11 protein-coding genes and 1 pseudogene are annotated in these 13,643 nt (G+C 63.8%); 5 read left to right on the forward strand and 7 right to left on the reverse strand.

Features of this window, described 5'->3' with window-relative positions:
* Positions 1-26: 26 nt before the first annotated feature.
* Complete coding sequence (locus FQ746_RS05855) at positions 27-1,046, forward strand: GlxA family transcriptional regulator (RefSeq protein WP_144108101.1); 1,020 nt, start codon at positions 27-29, stop codon at positions 1,044-1,046.
* Positions 1,047-1,073: 27 nt separating this feature from the next.
* Here FQ746_RS05855 and FQ746_RS34715 read toward each other — a convergent pair whose 3' ends face one another.
* From FQ746_RS34715 to FQ746_RS05870, 4 genes and pseudogenes are all read right to left on the reverse strand, one after another.
* Entirely contained in the window at positions 1,074-1,229 is a 156-nt protein-coding gene (locus tag FQ746_RS34715) for a hypothetical protein (RefSeq protein WP_186310652.1), read from the reverse strand.
* Positions 1,204-2,208: a cytochrome d ubiquinol oxidase subunit II gene (gene cydB / locus FQ746_RS05860; RefSeq protein WP_144107987.1), complete on the reverse strand. Its 1,005-nt coding sequence runs from the start codon at positions 2,206-2,208 to the stop codon at positions 1,204-1,206. Before cydB ends, FQ746_RS34715 begins: the two co-directional genes overlap by 26 nt.
* 25 nt (positions 2,209-2,233) lie before the next feature.
* On the reverse strand, positions 2,234-3,646 hold the full coding sequence (locus FQ746_RS05865) for a cytochrome ubiquinol oxidase subunit I (RefSeq protein ID WP_144107988.1): 1,413 nt from the start codon (positions 3,644-3,646) through the stop codon (positions 2,234-2,236).
* Between the two features lie 315 nt (positions 3,647-3,961).
* Positions 3,962-4,129 (reverse strand): annotated as a pseudogene (locus tag FQ746_RS05870) (helix-turn-helix domain-containing protein); the annotation flags it as partial.
* 367 nt (positions 4,130-4,496) lie between these two features.
* Between FQ746_RS05870 and FQ746_RS05875 the strand changes: the two are divergent.
* The 3 genes from FQ746_RS05875 (at position 4,497) to FQ746_RS05885 (ending at position 8,386) form a co-directional block, all read left to right on the forward strand.
* Positions 4,497-5,384 carry an NAD-dependent epimerase/dehydratase family protein gene (locus tag FQ746_RS05875; RefSeq protein ID WP_144107990.1) on the forward strand — a complete coding sequence of 296 codons (888 nt, stop codon included), beginning with the start codon at positions 4,497-4,499 and terminating at the stop codon, positions 5,382-5,384.
* A 29-nt stretch (positions 5,385-5,413) separates the two neighbouring features.
* Positions 5,414-6,712, forward strand: coding sequence for an MFS transporter (locus FQ746_RS05880; RefSeq protein WP_144107991.1), 1,299 nt, complete (start codon positions 5,414-5,416; stop codon positions 6,710-6,712).
* Between the two features lie 90 nt (positions 6,713-6,802).
* Positions 6,803-8,386 carry an aldehyde dehydrogenase (NADP(+)) gene (locus tag FQ746_RS05885; protein WP_144107992.1) on the forward strand — a complete coding sequence of 528 codons (1,584 nt, stop codon included), beginning with the start codon at positions 6,803-6,805 and terminating at the stop codon, positions 8,384-8,386.
* A gap of 101 nt (positions 8,387-8,487) precedes the next feature.
* Here FQ746_RS05885 and FQ746_RS05890 read toward each other — a convergent pair whose 3' ends face one another.
* The 3 genes from FQ746_RS05890 to kdgD all read right to left on the reverse strand — a co-directional run bounded on the left by FQ746_RS05890 (position 8,488) and on the right by kdgD (position 11,784).
* Positions 8,488-9,231 (reverse strand): FadR/GntR family transcriptional regulator, encoded by a 744-nt coding sequence (locus FQ746_RS05890; RefSeq protein ID WP_144107993.1) that lies wholly within the window; start codon positions 9,229-9,231, stop codon positions 8,488-8,490.
* 124 nt (positions 9,232-9,355) lie between these two features.
* Positions 9,356-10,720: an MFS transporter gene (locus tag FQ746_RS05895; RefSeq protein WP_144107994.1), complete on the reverse strand. Its 1,365-nt coding sequence runs from the start codon at positions 10,718-10,720 to the stop codon at positions 9,356-9,358.
* 146 nt (positions 10,721-10,866) lie between these two features.
* On the reverse strand, positions 10,867-11,784 hold the full coding sequence (gene kdgD, locus FQ746_RS05900; RefSeq protein WP_144107995.1) for a 5-dehydro-4-deoxyglucarate dehydratase: 918 nt from the start codon (positions 11,782-11,784) through the stop codon (positions 10,867-10,869).
* A gap of 256 nt (positions 11,785-12,040) precedes the next feature.
* Here kdgD and garD point away from each other — a divergent pair, with 256 nt between their 5' ends.
* On the forward strand, positions 12,041-13,630 hold the full coding sequence (garD, locus tag FQ746_RS05905; protein ID WP_144107996.1) for a galactarate dehydratase: 1,590 nt from the start codon (positions 12,041-12,043) through the stop codon (positions 13,628-13,630).
* The last annotated feature ends 13 nt before the right edge of the window (positions 13,631-13,643 follow it).

The raw sequence follows: 13,643 nt of genomic DNA on the forward strand, positions 1-13,643 counted from the left end.
TCAATGTAATCGGCTACCTTCTGGCGATGCCGCCAACCACCCCACCAATCGCGCCACGCGACGTCGTGCTTCCCATGCGCATCGAACTGCTCGCGTTTCCCGACGTGCAGATGCTCGATATAGCCGGGCCGGCGCAGGTTTTCACCGCTGCCAACGAACTGGCACTCGAGCGCGAGGCGCCGCCACCTTACCTGGTCGAGTTCGTTGCGCCGGTCGGCACGCAGGTGCGCTCGACGTCGGGGCTGGCGTTCGCGACCTCGCCGTTACCCGACGCGCGCACGCCGCTCCATACGCTGATCGTCGCGGGCGGTAGGGGCGTGACGCGCGCGGCGCAGGACGACGCGTTACGGGCATGGGTCGAGCAACGCGCACGCTCGGCGGTACGGGTCGCGTCGGTGTGTACCGGCGCGTTCATGCTGGCCGCGAGCGGTCTGCTCGACGGACGCCGTGCGGTCACGCACTGGCGTCATTGCGAACGGCTGGCGCGCGAGTATCCGCGAGTTCAGGTGGATCGCGATCCGATCTACGTGCAGGACGGGTCGTTGTGGACTTCAGCGGGAGTCACGGCAGGTATCGATCTCGCGCTGGAACTGGTGAAGGCGGATCTGGGCCGCGCGGTCGCGCTGGACGTCGCGCGCAGCCTCGTCGTGTTTCTCAAGCGGCCGGGCGGCCAGGCGCAGTTCAGCGCGGCGCTGGCGCTGCAGGCATCGGACGATCGCTTCGCGTCGTTGCACGACTGGCTCGCCGGTCATCTCGACGAAGACCTGTCGCTGACGCGCCTCGCACAGGTTGCCGGCATGAGCGAGCGCAATTTTCTGCGCCGCTATCGCGAAGCGACGGGCACCACGCCCGCACGCGCCGTCGAACGGATGCGCGTCGAGGCCGCGCGGCAGATGCTCGTCGAGACGACGCTGCCGGTCAAACGCGTGGCGGTGAAGTGCGGTTTCGGAACCGAAGAAACGATGCGCCGCAGTTTCATGCGGGCGCAGGGCGTGGGGCCGATGGAGTTTCGCGAGCGCTTCGGCGCGACGGAGCGGGGCGGCTGACCGTTGCGGCCGGCCGCCCCGGGCGATTCATTTCACGGCGAACAACGTCGCGTTCATGAACAGCTTGAACACGAAGCCGAGCGATACCGCCGAGATCACGCCGAAGCACCACAGCGCGATGAACCACAGCCAGCCGGGCAGTTTCCAGCCCGCGAGCCTAGTGATAATGATGTTGGTCGTCATGACTGACTTTCCCCCGGAAGACCCAATAACCCATCGTTGTGTAGGCGATGATGATCGGCAGAATTATCGCTGCGCCGACCAGCGTGAACATCTGGCTCGCGCGCGGCGCGGCCGCTTCCCAGATCGTCATGGTCGGCGGAATCGCATACGGCCACAGACTCACGAGCAGGCCCGCGTAGCCGAGCAGCACCAGCAGCAGCGCCAGCAGGAACGGCAGGTTGTCGTGCCGGGCCCGCACCGCGCGATACATGCAGAACGCGCACACGGCCACCAGAAACGGGACCGGCAGCAGGTGATAGAACAGATTGTCGTGGAACCAGCGCCGCGCGATGTTCGGGTCCTGCAGCGGCGTCCACACACTGACCATCGCGATGAAGCCGAGCAGCACGACGGTCAGCGGCCAGACCACGCGGTGCAAACGGCGTTGCAGATCGCCTTCGGTCTTCGCCACCAGCCAGCAGCAGCCGAGCAGCGCATACGTGACCACGAGTCCCAAACCGGTGAGCAGACTGAACGGCGTGAGCCAGCCGAACGCGTCGCCGGCATAGGCGCCGTCGATCACCGGAATGCCTTGCAGGAATGCGCCCAGTGCGATGCCCTGGAAGAACGTCGCGCCGGCCGATCCGCCAATGAACGCGAGGTCCCAGAGATGCCGCGTGCGATTGGCCTTCGCGCGCAGTTCGAACGACACGCCGCGAAAAATCAGGCACACGAGCATGAAGATCAGCGGCAGATACAGCGCGGAGAGCACGGTGGCATAGACCGTGGGAAACACCGCGAACAGACCCGCGCCGCCGAGTACCAGCCAGGTTTCGTTGCCGTCCCAGACGGGGGCGACGGTGTTCATCATCAGATCGCGTTCGCGCGAATCGGGGAAGAACGGGAAGACGATGCCGATGCCGAGATCGAAGCCGTCCAGCACGACATACATGAAAAGGCCCAACGCGATGATCGCGGCCCAGACTACGGTGACGTCCATGATTTTTCTCGTGGATGAATTCAGGTCAGGCTGCGTCGATCATCTGATCGGCAGCGGAGAGCGGGCGGCGCGCGGTCTGATTCGGCGAGCGCTCCGGTTGGTCGTGCGGCGCGTCTCCCGGTAAGGCCGGACCCGAGCGCATCAGCTTGAGCATGTAGTAGATGCCGGTCCCGAACACGAGGAAATAGACGATGACGAACGCCATCAACGAGATGCCCACTTGCTGCGTGGTGAGCGGCGACACGGCTTGCGACGTGCGCATCACGCCGTAGACGACCCACGGCTGACGGCCCGCTTCGGTGGTGACCCAACCCGCCAGCAGCGTGATGAAGCCGCTCGGACCCATCACCACGGCAAGACGCTGGAACCACTTCGACTCGAACAGCCGCTCGCCGCGCCGCAACGCCAACGCGGCGAGCGACATCAGGATCATCAGCACGCCGAGTCCGGCCATGATGCGAAAGCTCCAGAACACCACGGTCGAATTCGGCCGGTCTTGCGGCGGGAATTCCTTCAGACCGCGAATCTCGCCGTCCCAGCTATGCGTGAGGATGAGACTGCCCAGATGCGGGATCGACACTGCGTAGCGCGTGGTTTCCGCCTGCATGTCGGGGATGCCGAACAGGTTCAGCGCAGTGCCGCCTTTTTCGGTTTCCCACAAGCCTTCGATCGCGGCGATCTTGGCCGGTTGATATTTGCGGGTGTTCAGGCCGTGCTGATCGCCGACGAACGCCTGGATGGGCGTGAGAATCAGCAGTAGCCAGAGCGCCATCGAGAACATCTTCCTGACGGCCGGGTCGCGCCGCCCGCGCAGCAGATGCCATGCACCCACCGCCGACACCACCAGCCCCGCGACGATGAACGCGGCGAGCGCCATATGCGCGAGCCGGTACGGGAACGACGGATTGAAAACGATCTTGAACCAGTCGAGCGGCACGACGTGGCCGTTCACGACTTCGAAGCCTTGCGGCGTTTGCATCCAGCTATTGGACGCGAGAATCCAGAAAGTGGAGATGAGGGTGCCGACGGCGACCATCAGCGTGGCGCCGAAGTGCGCGCGCGGACCGACGCGCTGCCAGCCGAACAGCATGATGCCGAGAAAACCCGCTTCGAGGAAAAACGCGGTCATGACTTCGTACATCAGCAACGGACCGGTGATGGGCCCCGCGAAGCTGGAGAAGCCGGACCAGTTGGTGCCGAATTCGTAGCTCATGACGACGCCGGAGACGACACCCATGCCGAAGGCGACTGCGAAGATTTTCGACCAGAACAGGCAAAGATCTTTGTAGTAGGCCTTGCCGGTTTTCAGCCAGCGCCATTCGAGCACGGCGATGAAACTGGCGAGACCGATGCTGAGCGCCGGAAATACGATGTGGAATGAAACGGTGAACGCAAACTGGATGCGGGCGAGATCGAATGCCGAGATGTCGGAGGTCATGAGCGTGAGGTGCGTGATGCCCAGGAGGGCAAACTACGCGCGTCGACCGGTGTCGGTGCGCACTGCGCTGGGCAGGTGGCGCAAGAGTAGGGGATGACCGGGATTTCTGCTGCGACGCGGCATGCGTCAAAAAACCGCCTTGTTTTTGCGCCTGATCGCGCAATTTGGCGGCAAAGCCTTGATGGGTATCAAGTTTTCCTGACGGTTTGGCCGCGCCGCGTTCGTCTGTGGGCCGCGAAGCTGCGGCAATCCACCGCGCTGCGTCATGACGCGCTTTGCGGGATGGCGCAGGGCGAGGCTGGCCTCGTGCGTTTGTCAGGTGATGGAAATGATCAGTTGCTTGCCGCACGCGGCGGCGTAGCGGCGCAGCGTGTCGATAGATGGCGAGTGCTGTCCCGATGCAAGCGCGCGTTCGAGCCTGGTGATGGCGGGTCCTTTGGTGCCCATGCGTTCGGCGACCTGCGCTTGCGTCAAACCGGCGTCAAGTGTTTGCTACGGGTACTGCCCGTCTATAAATAATTACAAGGGTGGTTTGACGCGCTGGTGGGCAGCTTGGGGATTCAGGGCCCGCGACTGCATGCCGGTAGCTTCGTGCACCGCGGCTTTACATCCGCCGAACGGCTAGTCAGTCGGGGAAGAGTAATAGCAAAATTCGTTGATAGTTATACGACATCACATAAATACCAAAACCCTAAGCCACTGTTTCAAAAGCCCTTCAATCCCACACTGAGAGCCGAATACGGGTAAATGCCTAGTTGAAATCCCGCGTCGCATCATGGATAGTACGTCGTCGTACAACATATAAGATTCAACCTCGTCCATGTCGAGCGCGCACGCAGTGAAGAAACCCATGAAGAAAATCGCCCTGAGTGGTGCCGGTGGTCAACTCGGCTCGGTCGTCCGGGCCGCGTTCGTCGCGCGGGGCACGCCGGTGCGCTCGGCCGCGGGATCGAAGGCGCTGACGCCGCTGGTGGACGGCGAAGACGTCATGCACGGCGATCTGCGCGACCCCGCCGTCGTGGACCGGTTGCTGGCGGACGTGGACGTACTGATCCACTTTGCCGGGACCAGCGTGGAGCGTCCGCTGCCCGAAATCATCGAAAACAATCTGCGCGCGCTCGTCGAAGTCTATGAAGGCGCGCGTCGGCAAGGTGTCCGCCGCGTAGTGTTTGCGAGTTCGAATCACGCCATTGGCATGTATCCGGTCACCGAACATCTCGCGCTCGACTGCGCATTGCGCCCGGACGGTTTCTACGGGCTCAGCAAGGTGTGGGGCGAAGCGCTCGCCCGCATGTATTGGGACAAGCACGGCATCGAGAGCATTTGCGTGCGCATCGGCAGTTGCCTCGAGCGGCCGACCGAGCAGCGTCATTTGAGCACCTGGTTCGGTCATCGCGATCTGCTGCATTTCCTCGACCGCTGTATCGAAGCGGAGTCGGTCGGCTTCATGACCGTGTGGGGCGTGTCGGCCAACCGGCGTAGCTGGTGGGACAACAGCGGCGCCGCCGCGCTGGGCTATGTGCCGACGCAGGACGCCGAAGACTACGCCGCCGACATTCTTGCCAGCCCGAATCCGCTCGATGAACTGGGTCAGCGCTTTCAGGGCGGCGGTTTCGTCGGCATCGATTATTCGCGCAAGGAACAGGGTTCCGCAGGCACGACAGCGGCAAATACAGCAACAAACTCAGCCACGAGCACAGAACTCAAAGCAGAAACCCAGGCAGCACGATCTGTCTGAGCAGCCCGGATATACGAGGAGACGCAAGCATGAAAATCAAAGGCATTCGCTGGTGGATGGTCAGCCTGGTCGCGGCCGGGCTCATCATCAATTATCTCGCGCGCAATACGCTCTCCGTGGCGGCGCCGACCTTGATGAAGGACCTCGACATCAGCACCGCGCAGTATGCGCACGTCGTGGTCGCGTGGCAGCTTTGCTATGCGTTCATGCAGCCGGTGGCCGGCTATGTGCTCGACACCGTCGGCACCAAGGTCGGCTTCGCGGCATTCGCGCTGGCGTGGTCGCTGGCTTGCGCCGCGGCGGCGTGGTCGACGGGCTGGCGCAGTCTCGCGTTTTTCCGCGGCTTGCTGGGTATTGCCGAAGCCGCTGGCATTCCCGCCGGCGTCAAGGCGACCAGCGAGTGGTTCCCGGCCAAAGAGCGGTCGGTGGCGATCGGCTGGTTCAACATCGGCTCGTCGATCGGCGCGCTGCTCGCGCCGCCGCTGGTGGTCTGGGCGCTGTTGCGCGGCGAGTGGCAACTGGCCTTCGTGATCGTCGGTGTTGCGGGCATCGTGTGGAGCGTCCTGTGGATGGTCATGTACAAGCATCCGCGCAAACAGAAGCTGCTCGGCGATGCGGAGCGCGACTACATCCTCAGCGGTCAGGAAGCCAAACACAACGACAACGAAGCGGTCACGGTCAAGCGTAGCCGCTTCGCCATGCTCGGCAGCCGCGACTTCTGGGCGATCGGCATTCCGCGCATTCTGTCCGAGCCGGCCTGGCAGACCTTCAATGCATGGATTCCGCTGTACATGATGACCGAGCGTCACATGAATCTGAAGCAGGTCGCGCTGTATGCGTGGATGCCGTTTCTCGCTGCCGACATCGGCTGCGTGCTCGGCGGCTATCTGAGCCCGCTGTTCCACAAGTACGCGAAGGTCTCGCTGTTCACGTCGCGCAAGCTGGTGTTCGTGGTGGGCGCGCTGTGCATGATCGGGCCGGCTTGCGTCGGGCTGGTCGCAAGTCCTTTCGCAGCGGTCGCGCTGTTGTGCGTCGGCGGCTTCGCGCACCAGACCCTGTCGGGTGCTCTATACGCGATCACGTCGGACATGTTCGGCAAGAACGAAGTCGCCACCGCGACCGGCATGGGCGGCATGGCCGGCTATCTGGGCGCCGCGGCGTTCACCGCGCTGTTCGGCGTGCTGGTGACGCAGATCGGCTACAGCCCGCTGTTCGTGGTACTGGCGGTGTTCGACATCATCGCGGCGGGCGTGGTGTGTCTGCTGGCGCGAAGCACGGACCGCACGCCGGAGCCGCGCTGGAACAACGCGAGCGCCGTGGTCGAGTAAAGACCGTGGCGCCGGTCGCACCGCTTTAACGAGGCCGCCGCAGTCCGGGCGGCCTGTGTATTTTTCATCTGATCATCCAAGGAAAGCGAAATGTCCATGACTGGCGAAATGCTGATCGGCCGTCAAGCCGTGCGCGGCGACGATACCGCGCTGCGCGCGTTCAATCCGGCCACCGGTGCCGAAATCGCCGAGCCGGTGTTCGGCGGCGGGTCTGCGGCGCATGTCGAGCGCGCCTGCAAACTGGCCGGCGAAGCTTTCGATCCGTATCGACAACTTCCGCTGACAGTGCGTGCCGATTTTCTCGAGCGGATTGCCGACGGCATCACCGCACTGGGCGACGCGCTGATCGAACGCGCGCAGCAGGAATCCGGTTTGCCGAAGGCGCGTCTGGAAGGCGAGCGCGGCCGCACCACGGGCCAGCTCAAACTGTTCGCGCAGGTCGTGCGCGCCGGGCAATGGCTCGACGCCACGCTGGATTCGGCGCTGCCGGAACGCAAGCCGCTGCCGCGCTCCGATCTGCGCATGCAGAAGATTCCGCTCGGCCCGGTCGCGGTATTCGGCGCCAGCAACTTTCCGCTCGCGTTTTCGGTAGCGGGCGGCGATACCGCCGCCGCGCTGGCAGCGGGTTGCCCGGTGGTGGTGAAGGCGCACGGCGCGCATCTGGGGACCTCCGAGCTGGTCGGCCGCGTGATCCAGCAGGTCGCGCGCGAGATGGATCTGCCCGAAGGCGTGTTCTCGCTCGTGGTGGGCGCGGGCAATGCGATCGGCGAGGCGCTGGTTGCGCATCCGGCGATCAAGGCGGTCGGCTTCACCGGTTCGCGCGCGGGCGGCCTCGCACTGGTGCGAGTCGCGGCGGCGCGTGCCGAGCCGATTCCGGTGTACGCCGAGATGAGCAGCATCAACCCGGTGTTCCTACTGTCGAATGCGCTGGCGCAACGCGGCGAAAGCATCGCGCGCGGTTTCGTCGATTCGCTGGCGCTGGGTGCGGGTCAGTTCTGTACGAATCCGGGGCTGGCAATTGCCATCGACAGTCCGGCGCTCGACAGCTTCGTCGAGACGGCCTCCGCGGCGCTGACCGGCAAGCCGGCTCAGACGATGCTCACTGCCGGCATTCACGCGGCGTACGAAGCGGGCGAAGGCAAGCTCAAGAAGACCGACGGCGTGCAGACAGTGGCGTGCGGTATCGAAGCGAATGGACCGACTCAGGCTCGCGCCGCGTTGTTCGTGACCGATGCGCAGACTTTCCTCGCCACGCCGGCACTCGAAGACGAAGTGTTCGGCCCGGTGTCGACCATCGTGCGTTGCAAGGACGAGCAGCAGATGCGCGAGGTCGCCGGGCATATCGCCGGGCAATTGACCGCCACGTTGCAGATCGACGGCGACGATCTGCCGGCCGCTCACGCACTGCTGCCGATTCTCGAACGCAAGGCGGGCCGGATTCTGGTGAATGGCTTCCCGACCGGCGTCGAGGTATCGCACGCGATGGTGCACGGCGGCCCGTTCCCGGCGACGTCGGATAGCCGCGGCACGTCGGTCGGCACGACCGCGATCGAACGCTTTCTGCGGCCGGTGTGTTATCAGGACTTCCCGGCGGCGTTGTTGCCGCAGTCGCTGGCGGATGGCAATCCGCTGAACCTGTGGCGTCGTCGTGACGGCGAAATCACGCGTAGTTAAGCGAGTTGACGTAGCGCCGTTTTCGGTTGCATCAGGAAGGCGGCGCTGAAAAAAAATGGCCGGGAATTCGCATTCCCGGCCATTCTTTTTTTCACCGCATTTCAGTTATTCGCTTCGGCCGCTTCGTTGGCGCGCCGCAGCCGCTCGCGGCTATTCGACAGATGCATGCGCATGGCCGCACGCGCGCCGTCGGCGTCGTGCCGCGTGATGGCTTCGAGAATGCTCTCGTGTTCCAGATTGACGAGCGACAGATACGCATCCGGCGCGGCACGCGCAATACCGGCCGAGTCGAGCCGGTTGCGCGGAATCAGCGCGCTGCCCATTTGCGTGAGGATGTCGACGAAGTAGCGGTTGCCCGTGGCGCGCGCCACCGAGATATGAAATTGCAGATCGGCGTCGACGCTATCCAGTCCGTTGTGACGGGTGGCTTCGATCGCGTCGAGCGCCTGACGCATATGCGCGAGATCGTCGGGATTGGCGCGTTGCGCCGCGAGTCCCGCGCACTCGGTTTCGAGGCTGATGCGCAATTCGAGGATCGACAGCACGTCGCGCAGGGTCGTTGCCGGCACCATCTCGATGCCGAGTTTGTCGCGTTGCGGTTCCAGCACGAAGCTGCCGATGCCGTGCCGTGTCTCGATGACCTTGCCTGCCTGCAGGCGCGAAATGGCTTCGCGAATGACCGTGCGGCTGACACTCAGCGTGACCATCAATTGCGATTCGGTGGGCAGTTTGTCGCCCGGCTTGAGCGCATTGGACGCAATTTGTTCGGTGACGTAGCTGACGACAAACTCGGCGAGATTGCGTGCGCGCCGCGGCGGTGCCGTGGATGTCAGTGGTGTAGCCATCGAAAAGGCCCCTTGAATCAGATAGTTGCAGGTACTGCGTGGGTCGCATTATACCTGTCGTCTGACGACTGATTATATAAACTCCGGATCGTTCCGGCGCGCGCCGCGCGGCCCGCGAGCCTTGTCAGGCGCGCAGTTCCACGCGTTTGATGTCCTTGACGATCACGAGGTAGCTGAACACGGTGAGCAGCGCATTCAATCCGACGAACACCAGCGCGCCGTTGAACGAGCCGGTTTTCGCGACCAGATAGCCGATCACGATGGGCGTGACGATGCCGGCCACGTTGCCGAACATGTTGAAGATGGCGCCCGACAGACCGAGCGCCTGTTTCGGCGAGGTATCCGCCACCACCGCCCAGCCCAGCGCACCGATCCCCTTGCCGAAGAACGCGAGCGACATGAGCGCGACGACGACCCAGTCGGTCGACACGTAATTGCAGCCGATGATGGAGACCGACAGCAGCATGCCGCCGACGATCGGCAGCTTGCGTGCGAGCGTGAGCGAGTAGCCGCGCCGGATCAGTCCATCCGAGAGGACGCCGCCGAGCACGCCACCCGAGAAGCCGCAGATCGCGGGCAGCGACGCGACCAGACCGGCGTGCAGAATCGTCATGCCGCGCGCCTGCACCAGGTAGATCGGAAACCACGTCAGGAAGAAGTAGGTCAGCACGTTGATGCAGTACTGCGCGAGATAGACGCCGAGCAGCATGCGGTTGGTCAGCAGTTGCCGCACGAGCGACCAGCCGCCGGCGTGGGCGATATCCTGCGGCGGACGGCTGGCAGGAACCGTGGCCTGGCTCGCCGTATTCGCCACACCGCCGCCTTGCTGGATGTAGTCGAGTTCGGCGCGCGACACCCGCGGGTGATCCGCGGGATTTTTCATCACCTTCAGCCAGGTCAGCGCGAGCAATAGTCCGGTTACGCCCATCACGAGATAAACCATGTGCCAGCCGAACGCATGCGTGAGCCAGGCCATCAGCGGCGTGAACACGACGGCCGCGAAATATTGCGCGGCGTTGAAAATTGCGGATGCGGTGCCGCGTTCGTGAGTCGGAAACCAGCTGGCGACGACTTTGGCGTTGGCCGGAAAGGCGGGCGACTCGGCCGCGCCCATCAGGAAGCGCAGCACGAACAGCCCGGTGATCGCGGCGGCCGCGCTACCCAGCAAGCCAATCGAGCTTTGCAGCAGCGTGAACACCGACCACAGGAAAATACTCGCCGCATAGACACGCCGCGCGCCGAAACGGTCGAGCAGCCAGCCGGCCGGCAACTGCGACAGCACATAGGCCCAACTGAACGCGGAGAAAATGTAGCCCATGCGGATCGCGTCGAGCCCGAACTCGTCGCGCATCGCGGAGCCGGTCACGGAAAGCGTCGCGCGGTCCGCGTAGTTGAACGTGGTGATCAGAAAGATCAGCAACAGGATCGCGTAGCGGACATTGGTGCGTTTCGCGACGTGCGCGGCGCTGGCCGTGCGGCTGGTGTTCATGCGATATCTCCGGAGTCTTATGATCGCGGGCAGTCCGAACCCGCCAGCAAAAACGCCCGGCGACGTTGCCGTGCCGGGCGCCTCGCGATGTCTGGCGTCACCTGTGTGGTCTGATCGAACGACCTGGGGCGGCGCCGTTCGCCGTCTTACTGCGGTCCGAGCTTCTTGATGAGCGCGTCCAGCTGGCCCAGTTCCTCTTCGGTCAGATCCGTCAGCGGTGCGCGCACCGGACCGGCGCTGTGACCGACCAGCTTCGCACCCGCCTTCACGATGCTGACCGCGTAGCCCGCGCGACGATTGCGGATTGCCAGATACGGCAGGAAGAATTCGTCGATCAGCTTGCCGACCGTGGCGTGGTCGTCCGAGGCGATCGCGTGGTAGAAATCCATCGCCGTCTTCGGAATGAAGTTGAACACCGCCGACGAATACACCGGCACGCCCAGCGCCTTGTACGCGGCTGCGTAGACTTCCGCGGTCGGCAGGCCGCCGAGATACGAGAAGCGCTCGCCGAGGCGGCGGCGGATCGTCACCATGTTTTCGATTTCGCCCACGCCGTCCTTGAAACCGATCAGGTTCGGGCAGCTGTCGGCCAGACGTTCGAGCATGTCGGCGTTGAGCTTGGAGTTGGCGCGGTTGTAAATGATCACGCCCATGTTCGGCACCGACTTGCAGACCTCTTCGGCGTGCGCCGCGATCCCTTCCTGGCTGGCTTCGGTGAGATAGTGCGGCATCAGCAGAATGCCGTTCGCGCCATGACGCTCGGCTTCCTTCGCGTAGGCAATCGCTACACGGGTCGGGCCGCCCGCGCCCGCCAGAATCGGCACCTTGCCTTTGCAGACTTCGGTGGCCGTACGCACGACGTTCGAGTAATCGTCATGCGTGAGCGAGAAGAATTCGCCCGTGCCGCCGGCTACGAACAGCGCCGACGCACCATAGGGAGCAAGCCATTCGAGGCGCTCTGCATACGTGTCGGCGCGGAAGTCGCCTTGTTCGTCGAAGTCGGTAACGGGGAAGGACAGAAGGCCTTGCGAAACGATCTGCTTGAGTTCCTGCGGTGTCGTCATGATGAATATCCAGGGGCGTCGGTTGGTCTGGGGCGGAGGCCGGTGGGTCTCCTAAGGCCTTGAATCAGGCTTGAATCAGGAAATAGAGATTTCTTATACGTCATCGTACAACAAGATATCGGGCAACTCAACGGGGTTTTCACGGCATAATGCTGGCCCTAGGGTAAATACGGAACGTCTGCACCTAATTCCATGTTGTAGGATGACGTATGAATAGCTGGCGCAGTACGCGTGCAGCGCCACAAGGATCGACGCAATGCAACTCACACCCCTCTATATACGCGTGCACCCCAACGACAATGTCGCGATCGTCGTCAACGACGGCGGTCTGGGTGAGGGCGCGGTGTTTCCCGATGGTCTGGTCCTGCGCGAGCGTGTGCCGCAAGGGCATAAGGTCGCGCTGGCCGACCTGGCCGAAGGCGACGAGGTCATCCGCTATAACGTGGTGATCGGGTATGCGCAGAAGGCGCTGCCGAAGGGAAGCTGGATCAACGAACACGTCATCCGTATGCCGAGCCCGCCCGGACTCGAAGACCTGCCGATCGCCACCATCAAGGGCCCGGACATGCCGCCGCTCGAAGGCTTCACGTTCGAGGGTTATCGCAATGCGGACGGCTCGGTCGGCTCGCGCAACATCCTGGCCATCACGACCACCGTGCAGTGCGTGGCCGACGTGGTCCAGCACGCAGTCACGCGCATCAAGGCCGAACTGCTGCCGCACTATCCGAATGTCGACGACGTGGTGAGCCTCGGCCATACGTATGGTTGCGGCGTGGCGATCGACGCGCCCGACGCGATGGTGCCGATCCGCACGGTCCGCAATATCAGCCTGAATCCGAATTTCGGCGGCGAAGTGATGATGGTGAGCCTCGGCTGCGAGAAGCTGCAGCCGGAACGCCTGATGCCGCCCGGCACGATCCCGATCGCGGCGGCCGCGAACGTGGCCGAGGTCGCGGACATCGGCGATATCACCGCCGACCAGAACGGCGGCGTGGTCGTGTTGCAGGACGACGCGCACGTCGGTTTCCAGTCGATGATCGAATCGATCATGAGAATGGCCGACGGCCACCTGCAGCGTTTGAACAACCGGCGTCGCGAAACCTGCCCGGCCGCCGATCTCGTGATCGGCGTGCAATGCGGCGGCAGCGACGCGTTTTCGGGACTCACGGCGAACCCCGCCGTCGGCTTCGCGACCGATCTGCTGGTACGCGCCGGCGCCACCGTGATGTTCTCCGAAGTCACCGAAGTGCGCGACGGCGTGGATCAGCTCACGGCGCGCGCGGCAAATCCGGAAGTCGCCGCGGCGATCATCCGCGAGATGCAGTGGTACGACGATTATCTGAAGCGCGGCGGCGCGGACCGCAGCGCCAACACCACGCCGGGCAACAAGAAGGGCGGCTTGTCGAACATCGTCGAGAAGGCGATGGGCTCGATCATCAAGTCGGGCAATTCGCCGATCTCGGGCGTCCTCTCGCCCGGCGAGAAGGTCAAACAGAAGGGCCTGATTTACGCGGCTACGCCGGCCAGCGATTTCATCTGCGGCACGTTGCAACTGGCCGCGGGGATCAACCTGCATGTATTCACGACTGGGCGCGGCACGCCGTATAGCCTTGCCGAAGTCCCGGTGATCAAGGTCGCGACCCGCTCCGATCTCGCGCGCCGCTGGCACGATTTGATGGATATCGATGCGGGCACCATCGCGACGGGCGCGGCGACGATCGAAGACGTGGGTTGGGAGTTGTTCCGCCTGATGCTCGACGTCGCCAGCGGACGCAAGGAAACCTGCGCCGAAAAACTCAAACTGCACAATGCGTTGACGCTGTTCAACCCGGCGCCGGTGACCTGACGCGGGCGATTTA

This window comes from Paraburkholderia sp. BCC1886 (assembly GCF_900996245.1).
In the GTDB taxonomy this organism is placed as follows: Bacteria; Pseudomonadota; Gammaproteobacteria; order Burkholderiales; family Burkholderiaceae; genus Paraburkholderia.